The following is a 19529-nucleotide window of genomic DNA, read 5'->3' as shown; positions in this document are numbered from 1 at the left end:
GCAAATCCGCCGCGGGCGGATCGGCGCAGCCAAGCTATTGGGCCCGCGTGGGAATTCCATCCATCAACGTGTGGAGTTCGCCGGCCTCCCACATCTCCATCATGATGTCGCTGCCACCGATAAACTCGCCCTTGACGTAAAGCTGCGGGATCGTCGGCCAGTCGGAATATTCCTTGATCCCCTGGCGGATCTCCATGTCCTGCAGCACGTCAACCGTCTCATATTCGACGCCGAGCCGGTCGAGCATCGCGATGGCGCGCGAGGAAAAGCCGCACTGGGGAAAGAGCGGCGTGCCCTTCATGAACAGCAGCACCGGATGGTCGCCAACCAGCTTGGCGATGCGGTCGTGGGTGGCGGGGTCAGTCATCTGTCGTCTCCGGTGGGGCGCGCCACAGGCGCGCCGCAAAGCATGGGCTTCCTATGAAGGAACGCCGGTGGTCAATTGCAAGGCATGAAGTTCACCGCCCATGCGTCCGCCGAGCGCTGCATAGACCGCCTTGTGCTGGGCGACGCGGGTCATGCCGCGAAACGCAGCGCTGACAACATGCGCGGCATAATGGTCGCCGTCGCCCGCAAGGTCGGTAATCGTGACCGTCGCATCGGGAAAGGCGGCGGCGATCATGGCCCGCAGATCCTCTTCGCGCATCGCCACCGGGCCTGCTCCCTCAATTCTCGCTGTCGATGAACTGGCGGCGCGCCTCGGCCGCCTTTTCGTTGAGCGCTGCGCGGATTTCAGCATCGCTGATCTCGACATTGGCGGCGGTCAGGTCACCTGCGAGCTTGCGGATCACATCCTCGTCGCCTGCTTCTTCGAAATCGGCCTGCACGACTGCCTTTGCATAAGCGTCGGTCTCCTCGGGCGTCAGGCCCATGCGCGCTGCCGCCCACTCGCCGAGAAGGCGGTTGCGCCGCGCGGTAATGCGGAACAGCACGTCCTGGTCGCGGGCGAACTTTGCTTCCTGGGCCCGGCCGCGGTCGTCGAATGCGCTCATTTCGTCCTCTTCTGATGAAATCTGATCCTGGTTGCAGATAGGTCGCGTCCTGCCCCGACGCAAGGAGACTGTGCGGCAGATCACTTCCCTTTTACGAACAAAGGGTTTAGGGTTCGCACCAACGGGATGGGTCGTACCGCACCACGATAGAATCGCGCCTTGCCGCTCGTAGCCGCAGGGTTGAAATGCGTATGGCTTTGGGGGACTGCGACAATGACCGCTCGATATGGCTTTCCTGTGTTCCTCGCCGCCCTTGCCTTCGGCGCCACGGGTGCCGCTCAGGCGCAGGGCGATGATCCGACGCTGCGTGACAGCTTCGCGATCGGCGATCAGGGAGGCTCGCTGTGCGAGGTGCAGGCGACGGTGCGCGACAGCGTGGTCGAGGGGATGTTCGACCGCGCGTGGATCGTCCTTTGCCGCGATGCAAGCCAGCCCGTCGGTTATGTCCGCATGCTGCGCGCAAGCCCCGCCGAAGCCATGGCGCGCGTCGAGCGCGGGCGCGCGGGAGCGATCGAATGTGATGGGGCGGGCGCCTGCACCGTGAGGGGCAGCAGCATCGCCTGGCGCACGCGGATCGAGGCCGATGGCGCGACGAGCTATGCCGCCGAAGGCTTTGCCGCCTATGGCGACGCGCTCGATCTCGCGCTCGAATCGATCCGCCGCCGGGCCGTCGTGCCGGGCGTGATCAAGGTTGCCACCACCTCAGTGGGCGGCGCCGATGGTTTTGCCCGCACGCTCGCCGGCACGATCGACGTCGACAAGGCGCTCGCAGAGGGATATCGGCGCAACCACAGCGGCGACTACGCCGATGCCGCCGAATTCTTCGAGGCGCTGTCGCGCCGCGCACCGGGTGAGCAGCAGTCCGCCGGGATCGATCCGACCGAGTTCACGCTCAACCGCGCGCTCCAGAAATCGAATCTCGGCGAATTTGCCGAGGCGGAGCGGTTGTTCGCCGAGGTCGAGGCGATACCGACCAGCGACCCGGTGCAGCAGCGACTTCGCCGAAATTTCCGGGCGATCCACGCGCTGAACCAGCGCGATTATGATGGCGCGGCGGCGGCTCTCCAGACCCCCATCCCGCCGCTCGAAAGTGCCGTGAGGATCGAAGGCGACGCGGTGACGCTGACCCCCGAAATCGTCGCCGGGGTCAACGGCGGCGCCTCGGCGCGCGCGCTTCAGCAAACCTCGGACCGCGAGCGCCTGACCCCCGCTGAGCGGGCGATGATCATCGACGCGCAGGCAACACATCTTCTCGGCACGGTCGAGCGCCTGCGCGGCAATGCCGCGGCTGCGAAACGGGCCCAGCTGAAGGGGCTCGCCGATGCGCTTTCGGTCCGCGAAGGGCGCGTGACCTCGATTGTCCGGCTGCGCTCGCAAATGCTCGGCGAACTTGCCCTTTCCGAAGAGGCGCTCGGCGACAATGGGGCGGCTGACGCGCGCTTTCGCGAATCGGTGGCTGCGCTGGCGGTCGAATATCCCGAAACCAACGCGCTCGCCTCGGCGCGCGCGCGCTATGCGGCGTTCCTCGCGCGCCGCGGGCAGGACGAGCAGGCGCTCGGCATTTACAAGGAGGTGGTGAACGCGCTCGCAAACTCGCGGCGTTCAACCACCGGCATGGCGAACATGATGGCGCCCTATTACCGGCTGCTCGCGGCGCGCGCCAAGACCGATTCTGCGGCAATCGGCGACTTCTTCGTCGCGAGCCAGTTGCAGATCCGGCCGGGCGTTGCCGACACGCAGGCGGTGCTTGCGCGCGAGCTTTCGGGCGGCAATGGCGAAGCCGCACGGCTCTTCCGGCAAGTGACCAACCTCAACCGCGACATCGAGCGCGCGCGAATCGAGGATGCGCGGCTGGCGCAGCTCCCCGGGACCCCTGAGATCGCGGCGCTGCGCGCCGACCTCAAGACGCGGCTCGACAATCTGGGCTTTCAGCAGGCGGAGACAATCGCCCAGCTATCGGCCTTTCCGCAATATCGCGTTGTCGAACCCGGCAAGCTCGACCTTGCCGAGCTTCAGCAAGTCCTGAGAGCGGGCGAAGCCTATTTGAAGATGCTCGTCGTTGGCGACGCCGTCTACGCCATGCTGATCGAGCACGACGGTGCAAAGCTGTGGCGCTCCGACATCAGCGCCTCGGGCCTTGAAAATGCGGTCGACGCGATCCGCTCGACGATCTCGATCGTCGAGAATGGCCGCCGCGTGACCTATCCCTTCGATGCAAGGACCGCGCGCAAACTCTACACGCAATTGTTCGGCCCCGTTGCCGATCAGCTTCCAGGGGTTTCGCATTTGGTCTTCGAACCCGATGGGGCGATGCTGCGGCTTCCGATCAATCTGCTTATCACCTCGGACCAGGGGCTTGCCGATTATGAGCAGCGGCTCGCCGATCCCGACGCCGACCCGTTCGACATGCGACAGATCGCCTGGCTGGGTCGATCGGCACGCCCGAGCACTTCGGTCTCTGCGCTCGCCTTCCGCAATGCGCGTCAGGCCGCGCCATCGCGTGCCTCCAACGAATATTTCGGCCTTGGGCAGAACCAGCCCGTCCTCGGCGCACTGCCTTCGAGCGGAACGCGCGGAGGCGAAGCCTCGGGGATTGACGGCGACTGCCAGTGGGACATTTCGCAGTGGAGCCGCCCGATCTCGGCCGATGAGCTTGTCACCGCGCGCAACGCGATGGGACGCGACGCGGCAGCGCTTCTGATCGGCAGCGCCTTCACCGACACAGCGGTCAAGACCCGCGCGGATCTCGACCAATATCGGATCATCCATTTTGCAACCCATGGATTGGTCACGGCTCCCCGCCCGTCGTGTCCCGCACGTCCTGTGCTGGTCACCTCGTTCGGTGAGGGCGATTCGGATGGGCTGCTCAGCTTTCAGGAGATTTACGATCTCAAGCTCGATGCCGACCTCGTCATCCTGTCGGCTTGCGATACCGCGGGCGCCGCTTCGGTCGCAGCGACGCGCGAGGCGGGCGTGTCGAGCGGCGGCGGCAACGCACTCGACGGTCTCGTGCGCGCCTTCATCGGCGCCGGGGGCCGCTCGGTGATCGCAAGCCATTGGCCCGCACCCGACGATTTCGACGCGACCAAGCGACTGATCGGCGGCTTGTTCGCAGCATCGAAGGGGGAAAGCGTGGCTGACGCGCTGTGGGCCACCCAGACGACGCTCATGGACGACAAGCAAACCTCACACCCTTATTATTGGTCAGGTTTTGCCATCATCGGCGACGGCGGACAGCCCCTGCTGCAGCCTCCGGGGGCGACCGCCGCCGCGCGGCAAGGCAGGGAGGCGGCGGGGAACGCCGGCTGAACGATGGCGCGGGGGGAGGATATCGCGGTCACGTCGGACCCGGCATCGCCCGCGGATCGCCCGTCAGCCGTTCCTCTGGCAAAGCGCGTTCGGCGGCTGGTCACTCAGCTTGGCCCCTCGCGTCTCGCTGCGACGATCGTCTTTCTCTGCCTTGCGGTGCTGATGGCCCGGCTCTGCTGGCAGCTTCCGCTCGCGCGCGATGCCGAGCGCGCGCTCTACGACGCGCGGGCGACCGTGATGGCGCCGCATGTCGGTCAGGACAAGCGCATCGTCATGATCACCTATAATGACGAGACCCTCTTCAATACCGGCATCCGCTCGCCGCTCGACCGAACCCTTCTCGCGCGGGCGCTCGCCAACATCGACCTGATGGGAGCGAAGGCAATCGGCATCGATATCGGCTTCGATTCGCCGCGGCCCGATGACGCGCTCCTGCAGCAGCAGCTGCGCGCGATGCGGACGCCAACCTGGCTCGCCTACGTCGAACAGGCAAGCAACCCCGACACGATCTTCTATGAACAGCAGAAATTCCTGCAGTCCTTCATCGCCGAGGTGACGACCGCTAGGACCCGGCCGACGAGCGTGCTGTTTCACACCGATGATGACGGCGTCATCCGCAATTGGCCGGCCCGGCCCGCGGGGCTGCCGCCGCTGATGGCAAACGCGCTGGCCCCGGTCGACGCTGCCCACGCCGATTATCGCGGCGCGATCCGCTTCCTCCTCCCCGCGCGCGCGGAGGCCGGTCAGGAAGAACCCGTGTTCGCCAACCTGCCGATCGACGCCTTTGCCGTCCCGATGGATGAGGAGACGCGCGCCGGCTTCGCTGAAATGATCAAGGGACGCTACGTGCTGATCGGCGGCGACATCATCGACGTCGATCGGTTCAATACCCCGCTCAGCCGCTTTCCCGACGCCGTGACCGGACGCAATGAAACAATGATCGGGCTCGAGGTCCACGCACATATGCTGGCGCAGCAGCTCGACAAGGCATGGCTCAGCCCGATTCCTGGTTCGGCGCTGTGGGTGATCGCGGTGCTTGTGGTCGCCGCGGGCGGGCTTACCAGCCTGATTGACGTGCGCGCGCGCTGGGTCGCCCTCGCCTTTCTCGCCCAGATGATCTTCTTCGCCGTCTTCCCGTTCTGGATGCAGGGCCGCGGGGTCGACACCACGACGCTTCCCGCCTTCGGCTGGGCGATCGGCTGGCTCCTGGGATATGCCGCGGTCGGCACCGCCGCGCGCACGATCGGGTCGCGCCAGCGCGCCTTTGCCCAGTCGGCCCTCGGCAAATATCTTCCCGCTGACGTGGCCGCCCAGATCATGCGCGATCCCGATCAACTTTCGCTGCACGGCGAGCGGCGCAATATCTATTGCATCTTCACCGACCTTGAAGGCTTCACCAAATTGAGCCACGCGGTCACTCCCGAAACGGTCGCACGGCTTCTCAATGAATATCTTGACCGCCTCTCGGACATCGTTCTCGATCATGGCGGCACGATCGACAAGTTCGTGGGCGACGCCGTGGTCGCATTCTGGGGGGCACCGCTCAGCCGGCCCGATGATGGCGAACGCGCCGCAGCGGCCGCGGTCGCCATGTATGAGGCGGGCGAGGCCTTTCGCATCGACATGGCCGAAGGGGTGCCGCCGCTCGGCATGACACGCGTCGGGCTGCACGTCGGCGACGCGATTGTCGGTAATTTCGGTGGCGATGGCCGCATCCAGTACACCGCGCTTGGCGACAGCATGAACACAGCCTCACGCCTCGAATCGGCGAACAAGAGCCTCAAGACCGGGGTGCTGATTTCCGCCGAGGCTGCCGAGCGGTCGGGACGCACCGATCTGGTACCGATGGGCCGGGTCACATTGCGCGGGCGCGCGCGCGCGGTCGATGTGTTCACGCCGCGTCCCGATCTCACCGAAGAGCAGCGCGCGCGAATTGCGGCGATGGTCGCCGCGCACGAAGCGGGAAAAAAAAGCGTCTATGTGACCTGCGCCACAGCGGTGAAGGCTGAACATACGCACGATGCAGCCATCATGTTTCTGATCGAACGTCTGAACGAGACCGAAAGAGGAGAAAGCTATGTTCTGTCCTGACGCCCGGATGCGCCGCCTCGGATTCGCCGCCGCGGCCGTGATGGCGGTCGCCGTCGCCGGAACCGCCGCGGCCCAGTCGATGGTCGTCCGTTCGACGGGCCCCTCGGCGAGCAAATATCCAACCGGCACCAAACTCAAGGCGAGCGACAAGGTCACTCTCGTCGCGGGCGACCGCATCGTCCTCATTCAGGGCGGGAAGACGCGGACCTTGGCAGGTCCTGGAAGCTACAACGCGGGCGGCACGGTCCAGGCAAGCCAGTCGGCCGGCGCCACCGTTGCGCGCATGCTCGCGTCAGGCCCCCAAGGCCGGGCACGTGGGGGCTTTAGCCGCGGCGATGCTGCGAACCCGCCGCTCGCCGAGGTCCGCGCCCCCAATCTGTGGCTCCTCGATTACCGCGAAAATGGCACCTTCTGCGTCGCCGATCCGGCCACGCTATTGCTCTGGCGTCCACATATGGGCAGCGACGAGCTGCTCAAGATCGAACAGGGCGAACGGAGCGAAACCGTCGCCTTCGTGGCAGGTGCCAATTTCCGCAAATGGCCCACCGAGACGATCCCCGTGCAATATGGGGTCGATTACCGGCTGTCGGGCGCTGGGCTTCCCGCGCCGGTATCGATCCGTTTCGCGCCGCTCGAGGCGATGCCCGAGAACGCCGACGGGGCGGCAACAATGCTGGTCGCCAAGGGCTGCCAGCCGCAGCTCGATCGGCTCGTTGATGCCATGTCGGAATCGGAAGCTGCCGGGGGCTGACGGCATCGGTTGCCGTTGAATCGGCCCGATCCATCTGATAACAAGGAAAAGAAGCCGCCGTACGAGCGGCCCTTCCTTTCCTTGGGTCGAAAAACTTCGGGCCGGCGGGGTTCCGCGGCATCGGATGAATGAGTGCAGGGCTGCCCGGGCAGTCTTGCCGTACGCAAGGGGTGGTCATGGGCGACGAGGGGCTTTGGGATATCGAAAATTCGGCGCCTGCCGCGCGACGCGGGACACACGCCCGGCTGATCGGCTACGCGGGGTTGATCGCCGCCGCGCTGCCCGGTGCCGCCTGGGCGCAGGCCACCCCGCAGATTCCGACGCGCGAGGAAATTCAGGGTCCCGCCCTCCCGCCCGCCGTGCCCCCGCCCGAACGGATTGTCGCCGCCGACGACAGCATCGAGCGCGCGCCCTGCCCCCTCGCCGACCCCCAGTTTGCAAATGTTCGCATCAACGTGCGGCAAGTGCAGTTTTCGAGCATCGAGGGGATCAATCCCGCGCTTCTCGACGCCGCCTGGAGGGACCGGGTCGGACAGGATATGCCGATAGCGGTTGTGTGCGACATTCGCGATCGCGCCGCGACGATATTGCGCTCGAAGGGTTATCTCGCCGCCGTCCGCGTCCCGCCGCAAACGATCGATGACGGTGTCGTCCGGCTCGACATCCTCGCAGCGCGGATGACGCGCGTCGAGGTACGCGGCAACGCCGGCGCCAATGAAGCGCTGCTCCAGCGCTATCTCTCCCGACTCGACGATCAGCCCGTATTCAACATTCTCGATGCTGAGCGCTATCTGCTGCTCGCGCGCGACATTCCCGGCTTTGACGCGCGCCTGACGCTGCGTCCGGGCAGCGAGCCCGGCGAAGTCGTCGGCGAGGTCACGGTCGTGCGCACGCCCGTGATCTTCGATGGGAGCATCCAGAATTTCGGATCGCATGACGTCGGGCGCTGGGGCGGCATCGCCCGCGTGCGCTTTGCCGGTCTGACGGGCATGGGTGACCTTACGACCGCCAGCATTTATTCAACCGCCGATTTCGACGAGCAGCAGGTGGTCCAGCTCGCGCACGAGTTCCGCGTCGGCGGGCAAGGACTGCGGCTCGGAGGCAGCTATACCTATGCCTGGACGCGCCCCGATCTTCCGGGTCTTGCGATCAAGTCCAGGACGCAGGTTGTCAGCCTTTTCGCCTCCTATCCCCTCACGCTGACGCAGGCGCACCGGCTGACGCTTGGCGGCGGGCTCGATTTTATCGACCAGGACATCGGCCTTGGCCCCGTCCCGCTCAACCGCGACCGACTGCGGGTCTTCAACCTGCGCGCCGATGCAAGCTGGATCGACCCCGCGTCGATCGCCGGGCGCGGCGGATATAATCCCTCCGAACCCCGCTGGGCCTTCGGAGCATCACTCGAAGCACGCCAGGGCGTCAACTTCCTCGGCGCGAGCGACGATTGCGGTCCTGCGGGCGCCGCCTGCTTCCTGCCCGGCGCGATTCCGCTCTCGCGCATCGAGGGCAAGCCCGATGCCTTTCTGGTGCGCGCGAGTGCTTCGGCCGAATGGCGGCCCGTCAAGGAGTTCACCCTGTCCGCGGCCCCCCGGGCGCAATGGGCGAGCGATCCGCTTCTTTCCTATGAAGAATTTTCAGGCGGCAATTTCACCATCGGCCGCGGCTTCGATCCCGGAACGGTTATCGGAGACAGCGGCGCCGCGGTGTCGCTCGAGGCGCGCTACGGTTCACTGGTGCCTGCGAACACCAGGAAATTCGCGGTCCAGCCCTTCGCCTTTTTCGACGCGGCCTTTGTGTGGAACAAGGACAGTGCCTTCAACGGCTTCAATCCCCAGAAGCTCTATTCGGCAGGCGGCGGGGTGCGCGTCACCTATGGCGACCTTGGTCGGCTCGATGTCACCTTCGCAGCTCCGCTCAACCGTCCCGCCCTCCTGGCCAAGCGGCCCGACCCCCGCCTGCTCGTCACGCTGACGACGCAGTTCGGCGTGCGGGCGCGCTGATCCCATGACTTTCCTATCGAGGACAATTGCCATGCGCGCCGCCTCCACTCTTTCGCCCGTCCGTCAAGGCCGACGGCGCCTGCTGGGCAGCTGCGCGATCGCGGCAGGGCTTGCCGCGATTGCTTTGGGGGGCCCCGCAAGGGCGCAGGTCGCGGGAACCGGCCAGATCGTGAGCGGGAGCGGCACCATCGCTCCGCCTCAGCCGCTCGGGCCCACCGCCCCGCCGAATTCGACCCAGGTACAGGTGACGGGGCCGGAGACGATCATCAACTGGACCCCGACCGACAGCGCCCCCACCGGGGGCGCCATAGATTTTCTCCCGGAAGGCAATACGCTCGAATTCTACGGGACCGGCCAATATACCGTGCTCAATCGCTTCGTCGACGCTGGCGGCGGGTCGATCGGCCGGCAGGTCGCGCTCAACGGCACGGTCAACAGCTATATCGGTTCGCCCTTCGCCACCGGCGGCAATGCGCAAGGGGGGAGCATCTGGTTTTATAACGCGGGCGGGATCCTGATCGGCAGCGGCGCCACGCTCGACGTCGGCAGTCTGGTCCTCACCAGCAACGACATCGATACGACCGGCGGCTTATTCGGCGCCGGCGGCGAGATCCGCTTTCGCGGAGCGTCCGGCAGCACCTCGTCGATCGATATCGGCTCGGGCGCGAGCATAAGCGCCGCCTACCCTGGCAGCGTTCTTTTCCCGGCAAATCCCGGGGGCAGCTATGTTGCGCTTGTGGCCCCGCGTATCGTGCAGAACGGCACCGTTTCGACCGACGGGTCGACCGCCTTTGTTGCCGCCGAGCAGGCCGATATCCGCATCAACAACGGCCTGTTTGACATCAATGTGCTTGTTGGCGCGGAAGGCGGCAATGTCATCACCCACAGCGGCGTCACCACGGGACCCGCTCATGAGCAGGGTGATGTCGACCAGAGCCGCGTCTATATGGTCGCGATACCCAAGAATGATGCCGTCACGATGCTGGTGACGGGCCAGGTGGGGTATCAGGACGCTGTGGTGGCGCAGACCGACCCCGACGGCGCAGTGCGCCTGTCGGCAGGCTATAATATCACCAACGGCGAGATCGACGACACGCCGGTCAATGCGGCCGCTGCGAACATCACCGTCAATGACACCCTCTTTCTGAGTGACACCATAGCGCACGCCAGCGGCGCGTTCGCAGGCGAGCCGCTCGTCACGCCTCCGCCGGGCGGCATCGTCGTTCCTCCCGCCCATCTTGGGCGCCTCGTCGTCCAGGGCAGCGGCGTCTTCATCGGCGACCAGAGCGCGTCGCTAACTGTCGGCGCTGGACGGATCGTGGGCGCGACTGGCGACCTTGCGATCCAGTCGGGCGGGACCACGACGGCACCGGGCAATGCAAGCGTCACGGTGAACGGCGGGGTACTGGCGGCGCTCGGGGCGCTCGACATCATCGCAAGCGGCCTGCCGCAAGCCGACGGCTCGGTTACCGGCGGCTCGGCGAGCCTGTCTGTCATCGGCGGCACGGCGACCGCGGGCAACATCACCGTCCGTTCAGAGGGCGCAGGGATCGCCGGGGTCGGCGGCCCGGGAGGCAATGGCACGGGCGGCGCTGCTTCCATCCTGGTCTCGGGCGCGGGCGCCTCGCTTGGCGCCGACAGTATCGCGGTCGAGTCGATGGGATCAGGTAGCGACCGGACCGATATTGACGTGCCCGCGCTCACCGGCGGAAATGGTACGGGCGGCAGCGCGACCCTCACCGTCGCGGACGGCGGCAGCCTCACCGCAAACGACACGCTTGCGGTCAATGCGACAGGTTCCGGGGCCGATGGGCGGACCCAGGCTGGCAATGGAACGGGCGGCAGCGCCGCGCTGAACATCCTGGGGGGAACCCTCGACGCCCCCAATATCGAGATCACTGCTGCCGGCATAGGCGGAGGCGGCGGCGAAGGCGACGACTCGAGCGGGTCCGGGGTGACCCCGCCGGGCACTGGCGGCGTTGGCACCGGCGGCAGCGCGGCGGTGATCATCGATGGCGCCGCCGCGGTCAATACAGGATCCTTCACTGTCTATGCCAGCGGTACCGGGGGCCAGGGGGGCGATTTCTTCTCCTTCACCGGTCTCGCGGGGGACGGCGGAACGGGGGGCGACGGCACGGGCGGCACCGCCACGATCACCGTTGCCGCGGGCACACTCGACACCGGGTCGCTGGTCGCCGACGCGGCCGGCCTTGGCGGACAGGGCGGCAACGTCTTCGCGTCGGGCAGCGGGGGCCCCGTCACGGGCACCGGCGTCGGGGGTCAAGGCGGCGTCGGACAGGGCGGCACGGCGAGCATCGACCTTTCAACCGAGATCAACAGCAGCGATAGCCTCGTCAGCACCGCCCAAGGGGTTGGCGGCAATGGCGGCTTCGGCCTGGTCGGCGGCAATGGCGGCGATGGCATCGGCGGCACGGCAGAGACCAGCATCGGCTTCAACGCAGGCGTCTTCGCCGGCTCGATCAATGCCCAGGGACTGGGCGGAAACGGAGGCTTCGCCGACGACGGCGCGGGCGGAAACGGCGGCGACGGCACGGGCGGCACAGCGCGCCTTCGAGCCGAAGGCGCAGCGGCCGAAGTCCGGGTGACGCAAGAGAATTTTTCGAGCGGCGGAATTGGCGGCAGCGGAGGAACGGCGAGCGGCTTCTTCAGCGGCGCGGCGACGGGCCCGCGCGGCGGCGACGGGGGCGATGGCACGGGCGGCACGCTCGAAATCGTCGCGAGCGGCGGCGCAACCGTGGAGCTCGGTGATGACTCAAGCAGTACAGTGAGTTTCGCGAGCGCGGGCACCGGCGGCAACGGCGGAAGCGGCGCCTACAACGCCTATGGGCCCGGGACGACCGGAGGCGAAGGCGGCACCGGCGGCGCGGGGAATGGCGGAACGATACGCCTCCTCGCCGACGGCGGCACGATCACGTCGGCCGACTTGTCCGTCGCAATCGCCTCCGGCGGGGTTTCGGGTACAGGGGGCATCGGCGGCACCGGCACCGATGCCAACGGCGCTGACGGCAGCGTCCTCGGGACGACGGGCGGCCGGATCATCCTCGAGGCAGCGCCGGCAGGAACGATCGACCTTGGTTCCACGACGCTTAGAGCGAACGGGGATGCGGGCGGACGCATCGAATTGCGTTCGGCCGGGAGCATCGGGGTTGCGGAGCTTCAGGCCGAAGCGCTGGGGATCGCCGCACCCACCAACTACAACACCGATACAGCGCCCGCGGGCATTTTCGTCGCGCTGGATGGGGGGAGCGTTTCAAGCGCAGGAGCAGCGACGTTCACCACCTTCAGTTCGGTTGGCGTCTATGCCAGCGGCAATGGGCAGTTGGCGGTCGGCGGCGACCTGACGATCATCGCGGTCGACCAGATCGACATTCGCCATGACAATCGCACGGGTACGGCGGCGACGATCGGTGCCGCCGGCCCCATCACGGCCATCGCGACGAACGGCATCAGCGGGGCGCCAGGCAGCCTCATTGACGCAGGCGGCGCGCTCAGGCTGAACGCTTCGGCAGGGGATATCGCTGTCGACCGCCTGCACGGCGCCGACATTTACCTGCAGAGCCTCAATGACACCACCGTCGGGCATGCCGAAGCCGACAATGATTTCTTCGCTAACGCCCAGAATTTCGCGACGGGCCTCAACTCCATCATCACCGGCGGCAATATCAACATTTTCGTGGCCGATACGGTCGACCTCGGCAATTCGAGTGCGGGCGGCTACGTCTCGGCCCTCGCCCAGGCCATCACCTTCAATGCGATCGAAGCGGGATCGACGGTCTCGCTTTTTGCCGATGGCGCCACAGGAAGCGGCATTACCGGCGGCGACATCACGGCCGGGGGCGATATCAGCCTCATTGGACAGGCGATCAACCTCACGGGCACCGCTCAAACGCCGGGGTCGCTCACGGCTTTCACGATCGACGGCGATCTTGCGATCGCCTCCAGCAATATTGCTGGAAACATCGAGCTGTTCGTCAATGGCGATGTGAGCGGCACCTATCGCGCGGGCGGCAATGTCAATATCCTGGCGACCGGTGACGCCGTGCTGGAAGCGGACGCTGCCGGCACCTACGTCAGCAGTGCAGGCATTCCTTCCGAAGGCTATGTCTTCGTCGATGCGGACGGCGATGCGACGCTGACCGACAGCAGCGCGGCGACCATGCTGGGTGTCCGCTCGGGCGGCGCAACGAGCATCACCGGCGGAACCGCGGGCGAGGATATTTTCGTCCTTGCCGGGACAAGCGCGACCCTCGCCAATCTCACGGCGGGCGACGATCTTAACGTGACCTCGGGCGGCGCGATGACGATCAGCAACGCCGCGACGACGGGTAGCGGCGCCGATGATCGCAGCATCGTCTACGAAACCACCCCCGCGTCGGGATCGAGCCCGCCGGTCACGGTGCTCCAGATCCAGTCGAGCACTCCTGATCTTTCGAACATGACGCTGTCGGCGCCGAGCGCGACGATCAACGCGGCCGATGTGAGCGCCTTTGGCAACCTGACCGCGACCGCTGGGGACGGCATCAGCGCGGCGCCGGGCAGCCTCATGGATGCCGGCGGTACGCTCAGCCTGAACGCGACGGCGGGGGATATCGCGGTCGGCCGCCTGCACGGCGCCGACATTGTCCTGGCGAGCCTCGGTGACACCACCGTCGTGCATGCCGAAGCCGACAATGATTTCTTCGCTAACGCCCAGAATTTCGCGACGGGCCTCAATTCCATCATCACCGGCGGCAACATCGACATTGTCGCGGCCGATACGGTCGACCTCGGCAATTCGAGTGCGGGCGGCTACGTCTCGGCCCTCGGCCAGGTCGTCACCTTCAATGCGATCGACGCGGGATCGACGGTCTCGCTTTTCGCCAATGGCGCCGCAGGAAGCGGCATTACCGGCGGCGACATCACGGCCGGGGGCGATGTCAGCCTCTTTGGACAGGCGATCAACCTGACGGGCACCGTTCAAACCCCGGCATCGCTGTCGGCCACCACGATCGCCGGCGATCTCGCGATCGCCTCCAGTAATATTGCCGGCAATATCAGCCTGTTCGCCAATGGCAATGTAAGCGGCACCTATCGCGCGGGCGGCAATGTCAATATCCGGACGAGCGGTGACGCGGTTGTGGAGGCGGACGCTGCCGGCACCTACGTCAGCAGTGCAGGCATTCCTTCCGAAGGCTATGTCTTCGTCGATGCGGAGGGTGATGCGACGCTGACCGACAGCAGCGCGGCGACCATGCTGGGTGTCCGCTCGGGCGGCGCAACGAGCGTCACCGGCGGAACGGCGGGCGAGGATATTTTCATCCTTGCCGGCACAACCGCGACCCTTGCCAACCTCACGGCGGGCGACGATCTTAACGTGACCTCGGCCGGCGCGATGACGATCAGCAACGCCGCGACGACGGGTAGCGGCGCCGATGATCGCAGCATCGTCTACGAAACCACCCCCGCGTCGGGGTCGAGCCCGCCGGTCACGATGCTCCAGATCCAGTCGAGCGCTCCTGATCTTTCGAACGTGACGCTGTCGGCACCGAGCGCGACGATCAACGCGGCCGATGTGAGCGCCTTTTCCAACCTGACCGCCACGGCAAGCGGGACGGTGACCGGTGGAGGCCTGCTCGAGGCTGGCCTTGCGGCCACCATCATCGGCAGCGCGCTGTCGCTCGAAGCCGTTACCGCGGGAACCGATGCTGTACTCACCGCAACCTTGGGAGGCGTCACCGCCACCGGAGCGATCGCGGCGGGTCATGACGTGACCGTCACTGCTCCTGGCGATATCGCGGCCGCGGAGGTCGATGCAGGCGACGATGTCCTGCTTTCGGCAGGCGGCGCGATCAGCGCCGGGGCGGCCTTCGCCTATGGGAGCGGCGCCGACGACGAAGGCAATGGCAGCAATGTCGTCGCGACCGCCAGCGGCGCGATCCTGTTTGACGGTGATATCAGCTCCGCGAACGACACCACACTGACCGGCGCATCGATCGCGGCGCAAGCGATCGATGCCGGCGGCGGCATTCTCCTCACGGCGACAGGAGGCGGCGGCGGTGCCATCGCTGTCTCCGACGCCGCCGCAGGCGGCTATTTCGGAGCCACCGGCCAGTCGGTTTCCTTCACCAGCATCGACGCAGGCGCGGTCAGCCTCACCGCCGTCGGCGGAGCAATCACCGGCGGGACGATTACCGCCGGTGATGAGGTCCAGTTGACCGGTGCCAGCATCACGGTGACGAGCGTGGAGGGCGACGCATCGCTCAATGCGCAGGCCACAGCGGGAGCCATCGCCATCGCCGAGGCAAATGTCGCCGGCTTTGTCGATGTGGCGGCCACCGGGGCAATCAGCGGCGCCTATACAGCGGGCGGGGATATCGCCCTCACCACCCCCGGCGCGATCAACGCCAGCGTCAATGCGCTCGGCGGCTATGAGGATCCCGGCACCGACGCCATAGCGGCGGGGAACGCGTACCTCGACGCCGGCGGGAACGTCACTCTCGCAAACAGCAGCGCGGCTGGCATGCTCGGGATAAATGCGGGCGGTTCGGTCACTGTGACGGGAGCGGCGGCGGGCGAGGATGCCCTGGTGATCGCGGGCACGACCGCGAATCTCGCCGACCTCAGCGCTGGCGATGATATCGATGTTCGCGCCGGCGGAAACATCATCGCGAACAATGTGAGCGCGACGGGCGACGGGCCTGACGGTTTCGGGCTTTTCTATGTATCGGGATCGGGCTTTGCCATCGGCATGGGCGAAGGCGTCTCGACGCTCGATGGCGCGGATATCGACCTCAATTCGTCGGGAGGCTCGATAACGGGTACCGGCCTCTCGGCCGGTGACGATATCTTCCTCACCGCCGCTGCGGCGATCAACCTCAACGGCGCCGGAACGCTGGGGCTCGGCGTGACCGGAGGCGACAGCAGTATCTTTGCGCAGAGCGCGGCCGCGACGCTCGGCAGTCTTGGCGCCGCCGATGATGTCGTGGTGGACGCGTCCGGGGCCGTCGACATCACCGCGCCCGTTGTTGCCGGGCGGGACATTGCGATCGATGCGGGCTCGGTCACGACCACCATCCTGACCGGTCCTTCGGACAATCTCGTCAACTCGCTCGCTGCCGGCCGCGACCTCGCCATCACGACCGCGGGCGCAATCGAGACCGGCGCACTCGCCGCTGCGCGCGACGTCACGATGGATGCAGGCACGACGATCCAGACGCTTCAGGCCGTCTCGGGCGCGGGAGGCACGCTTTCACTCAGCGGCAACGACGGCGTGACAGGCGAGCGCGTCGTCGGCGGGGGCGCGACCGATCTTGCAAGCACCGGGGGAGCCATCAACATTGCGAGCCTCGAATCGGCGGGCCCCGTCACGGCGAGCGCCGACAGCATCCGGATTTCAGCGCCCGGATCGCTCGACTTTGCTCTGCTCGAGACCGACGTCGGCGATGCCTTCGTCAATGCGGACGGCAATCTTTCGGTCGCGACGGCCTCGGTCGCGGGGATGGCCGATATGCGCGCGCGCGGCGGGAGCCTTGCCATTGCAGACCTCACCGCGGGCCGCGCGAACCTCGAGGCCCAGGGCGACATGATCCTCGGTCCCGTTACCGCTGCGAATACGCTCGTCGCCGAAGCCGGCGGCCTGCTCGCGGTCAACAATGCCATTGTCGCAGAGCAGATTTCGCTCGGATCAGGTGACATAACGATCGGCGCCAACGGCCGTATCGGAGCCCTCGGCACCACCCTGCTCCTCGATGTGCGCAATACCGATCCGGGTGCGACCACCTTCATTGGCGGCACGGGCACGCGCGCTGGCTATCATATCGACAGCAGCGAAATGACCCGCCTGTTCAGCGATCGCATCACCATCTTCGCGCCCGTCCTCGACGGCAGCGACAGCGCCTTTGTCGCCTCCGCTCCGGGCACCCTGTTTGTCCCGATCGCATCGGTGGGCTCCAGCGCGCCGCCCGACGTCGTCATCGATGACTTTACAATGACCGCCGGCGGGTCGGCTTCGAACCTCGGCGCCACCGGGTCGCTCACGATCAGCACGCCGGGCAAGGCGCGGGTGGTCGGCGATGTTTCCTTGACCGGTATGGGCGATGACAATGCGCTCAATATGTTCGCCGACGACGCGCTCGAAGTGATCCTGGGCGAAGGCTCGATCCGCTTGTCGGGCGCAAGCATTGATACACCGGCGGGCTTGCTGCGTATCCAGTCAGACGATGTGATCGTTGCGACCCTCGCCGCAATCGGAGATGTCGCGGGCGTTTCCACCATTGACGCGATCGAGGAACGACTTGCGCAAAATGACGGCGTGACGAGCGACGATGGCGCGCTGTACGCTGGCGGCATCACCGCCCGCGTCCTGGGCGGCTTTTATGTTCAGAACAGCGGCACCGGCACCGATTATGGCGAGCGCCGCGGTCTGACGTTCGGGGCGGGCGGGCTCAATGTGAACCCCGTGACCGCGGAGACCCGGCTCGTGATCAACGGCGTCCATCTCGGTCCGCAAGGCCAGGTGACCGGGCTCGACACCATCCCGCTGCTCAGCGTCAGGGGCGGGACGCCCTCCCCCGGCGATTTCGACCCGCGCTCGACCTTCAATGGCTGCGTAATCGCCAACCCCAGCGCGTGCCTTGCGATCGACATTCCGGACAATGGCGGCTTCCCGGTGCAGGACGTCATCGAAGAGGAAAGCAATGACGACGGCAGCGACAGCATCAGCCTCCCGACGGCACTGATTACGATGCGCGCGATCGACCCGCTGACGGGCGAACCGTTGCTCGACGATCCCGTGACCGGCGCGGGGAACGATGATCTGTGGACGCCACCCGGCGAATAGGGGTTTCGGTTGACGGACGCCCCCGCCGCAAGGCATGGGCGCCGCGATGACCAAGACCCCTCCCCCCGCGCCGCTGCGGCTGTACAACAGCCTCACGCGCCAACTGGAAGACTTTGAGCCCGTCCATGCAGGCGAGGCGCGGGTCTATTCATGCGGGCCGACGGTCTACAATTATCCGCACATTGGAAACATGCGGGCCTATGTCTTTGCGGATACGCTGGGGCGCACGCTTTCATTCAAGGGCTACAAGCTCACCCACGTCATCAACATAACCGACGTCGGCCATCTCACCGACGATGCCGACGCAGGCGAGGACAAGCTTGAAAAGGCGGCAGCCGAGCGGGCCCAGTCGATCTGGGACATCGCGCGTCACTATACCGAAGCCTATTGGGCTGACGTGAAGGCGCTCAATATCCGCCAGCCTGCCCATTGGTCGATCGCAACCGACTATGTCCCCGCAATGATCGAGTTCGCCAAGGCGATCGCGGACAAGCATTGCTACGAGCTTGAGAGCGGACTTTATTTCGATACGACGACCGTCGCGGGCTATGGCCGCCTCGCGCGCCACAGCACCGATGAGGGCGAAAGCCGCATCGATCCTGTCGATGGCAAACGCCACCCCGCGGACTTTGCGATCTGGCGCAAGACCCCACCAGGCGAAAAGCGTCAGATGGAGTGGGATTCGCCCTGGGGCCGCGGCGCACCAGGCTGGCACCTCGAATGCTCGGTCATGTCGGAGGCACTGCTCGGCTTTCCCTTCGACATCCATACCGGCGGCATTGACCACCGCGAGATCCATCACCCCAACGAGATAGCGCAGAACCAGGCACACAGCTGCTCGAACGACAGCGGCGCGCGCCTGTGGATGCACAATAATTTCCTCGTTGACCGAAGCGGCAAGATGTCGAAGTCGAGCGGCGAATTTCTCCGCGTTCAGCTGCTGATCGACAAGGGCTACCACCCCCTCGCTTACCGCCTGATGTGCCTGCAGGCGCATTATCGCAGCGAACTGGAATTCTCATGGGAGGGGCTCAGCGCGGCACTGACGCGGCTGAGGCGTCTGGTGATGGCGGCGGCAAATGCGCGCGAGGCCGAAACAGCGCCGGTGACCGACCGCCGTCTCGCCGACCTGCTCGCGCGCTTTGATGCGGCGATGTCAGACGATCTCAATACGCCGGTCGCGCTGACTTTGATCGAGGAGGCGGCGGCATTGAAGAAAATCGACGCCGGGCAGAAGCGCGCGGTGCTTGAGGCGATGGATAGCGTGCTTGGCCTCGACATCCTGGCGCTCTCGCGCGCTGATCTGCGCATCCGCCCCAAGGTCGCGGCGATCACCGAGACCGAAATCGAGGCTGCCCTCATGCGACGCAAGGAGGCACGCGCCGCGAAGGATTTCGAAGCCTCCGACGCCCTGCGCGATGAGCTTGTCGCCGCCGGAGTCGAGGTGATGGACGGCGACCCCCTGGGCTGGGACTGGCGGCTGGAAAATTAACCCCCCGCGCTTGCAGGACGAATCCGGGGTCGGCATGAAGGACTCGCCCGCGACG

At 66.3% G+C, this 19529-nt stretch carries 9 protein-coding genes; 6 read left to right on the top strand and 3 right to left on the bottom strand.

The features are described 5' to 3' along the window. Window positions 1-34 precede the first annotated feature (34 nt). From grxD to LH20_RS03285, 3 genes are read right to left on the bottom strand one after another with little or no spacing between them, the layout of a single operon-like run. Complete coding sequence (grxD, locus tag LH20_RS03295) at window positions 35-367, bottom strand: Grx4 family monothiol glutaredoxin (protein WP_053552989.1); 333 nt, start codon at window positions 365-367, stop codon at window positions 35-37. 51 nt (window positions 368-418) lie between these two features. Next, window positions 419-646 carry a BolA family protein gene (locus LH20_RS03290; RefSeq protein WP_053556063.1) on the bottom strand — a complete coding sequence of 76 codons (228 nt, stop codon included), beginning with the start codon at window positions 644-646 and terminating at the stop codon, window positions 419-421. A 19-nt stretch (window positions 647-665) separates the two neighbouring features. Beyond that, window positions 666-992 carry a DUF1476 domain-containing protein gene (locus tag LH20_RS03285; protein WP_053552988.1) on the bottom strand — a complete coding sequence of 109 codons (327 nt, stop codon included), beginning with the start codon at window positions 990-992 and terminating at the stop codon, window positions 666-668. A 213-nt stretch (window positions 993-1205) separates the two neighbouring features. Between LH20_RS03285 and LH20_RS03280 the strand changes: the two genes are divergently transcribed. The 6 genes from LH20_RS03280 to cysS all read left to right on the top strand — a co-directional run bounded on the left by LH20_RS03280 (window position 1206) and on the right by cysS (window position 19474). Beyond that, window positions 1206-4301 (top strand): CHAT domain-containing protein, encoded by a 3096-nt coding sequence (locus LH20_RS03280; protein WP_053552987.1) that lies wholly within the window; start codon window positions 1206-1208, stop codon window positions 4299-4301. A 3-nt stretch (window positions 4302-4304) separates the two neighbouring features. Beyond that, entirely contained in the window at window positions 4305-6392 is a 2088-nt protein-coding gene (locus tag LH20_RS03275) for an adenylate/guanylate cyclase domain-containing protein (RefSeq protein ID WP_083455262.1), read from the top strand. After that, a complete protein-coding gene (locus tag LH20_RS03270; RefSeq protein ID WP_053552986.1) occupies window positions 6379-7143 on the top strand; it encodes a hypothetical protein in 765 nt (254 codons plus the stop codon). Before LH20_RS03275 ends, LH20_RS03270 begins: the two co-directional genes overlap by 14 nt. A 176-nt stretch (window positions 7144-7319) precedes the next feature. Beyond that, complete coding sequence (locus tag LH20_RS03265) at window positions 7320-9143, top strand: ShlB/FhaC/HecB family hemolysin secretion/activation protein (RefSeq protein ID WP_144423497.1); 1824 nt, start codon at window positions 7320-7322, stop codon at window positions 9141-9143. Between the two features lie 31 nt (window positions 9144-9174). Further along, on the top strand, window positions 9175-17982 hold the full coding sequence (locus LH20_RS03260) for a beta strand repeat-containing protein (protein WP_053552984.1): 8808 nt from the start codon (window positions 9175-9177) through the stop codon (window positions 17980-17982). A gap of 46 nt (window positions 17983-18028) precedes the next feature. Beyond that, window positions 18029-19474: a cysteine--tRNA ligase gene (gene cysS, locus LH20_RS03255; RefSeq protein ID WP_053552983.1), complete on the top strand. Its 1446-nt coding sequence runs from the start codon at window positions 18029-18031 to the stop codon at window positions 19472-19474. Window positions 19475-19529 lie beyond the last annotated feature (55 nt).

Origin of the sequence: Sphingopyxis sp. 113P3 (genome assembly GCF_001278035.1) — a bacterium.
Taxonomy (GTDB): Bacteria; Pseudomonadota; Alphaproteobacteria; order Sphingomonadales; family Sphingomonadaceae; genus Sphingopyxis.
The sequence above is the reverse complement of the archived record's forward strand: the minus strand, read 5'-3'. Positions and strand labels throughout refer to the sequence as shown.

What these genes read in the sequence shown, in the direction of transcription:
- grxD (WP_053552989.1), bottom strand. Translation starts at nt 367, where the DNA reads ATGACTGACCCCGCCACCCACGACCGCATCGCCAAGCTGGTTGGCGAC.
- LH20_RS03290 (WP_053556063.1), bottom strand. Translation starts at nt 646, where the DNA reads ATGCGCGAAGAGGATCTGCGGGCCATGATCGCCGCCGCCTTTCCCGAT.
- LH20_RS03285 (WP_053552988.1), bottom strand. Translation starts at nt 992, where the DNA reads ATGAGCGCATTCGACGACCGCGGCCGGGCCCAGGAAGCAAAGTTCGCC.
- LH20_RS03280 (WP_053552987.1), top strand. Translation starts at nt 1,206, where the DNA reads ATGACCGCTCGATATGGCTTTCCTGTGTTCCTCGCCGCCCTTGCCTTC.
- LH20_RS03275 (WP_083455262.1), top strand. Translation starts at nt 4,305, where the DNA reads ATGGCGCGGGGGGAGGATATCGCGGTCACGTCGGACCCGGCATCGCCC.
- LH20_RS03270 (WP_053552986.1), top strand. Translation starts at nt 6,379, where the DNA reads ATGTTCTGTCCTGACGCCCGGATGCGCCGCCTCGGATTCGCCGCCGCG.
- LH20_RS03265 (WP_144423497.1), top strand. Translation starts at nt 7,320, where the DNA reads ATGGGCGACGAGGGGCTTTGGGATATCGAAAATTCGGCGCCTGCCGCG.
- LH20_RS03260 (WP_053552984.1), top strand. Translation starts at nt 9,175, where the DNA reads ATGCGCGCCGCCTCCACTCTTTCGCCCGTCCGTCAAGGCCGACGGCGC.
- cysS (WP_053552983.1), top strand. Translation starts at nt 18,029, where the DNA reads ATGACCAAGACCCCTCCCCCCGCGCCGCTGCGGCTGTACAACAGCCTC.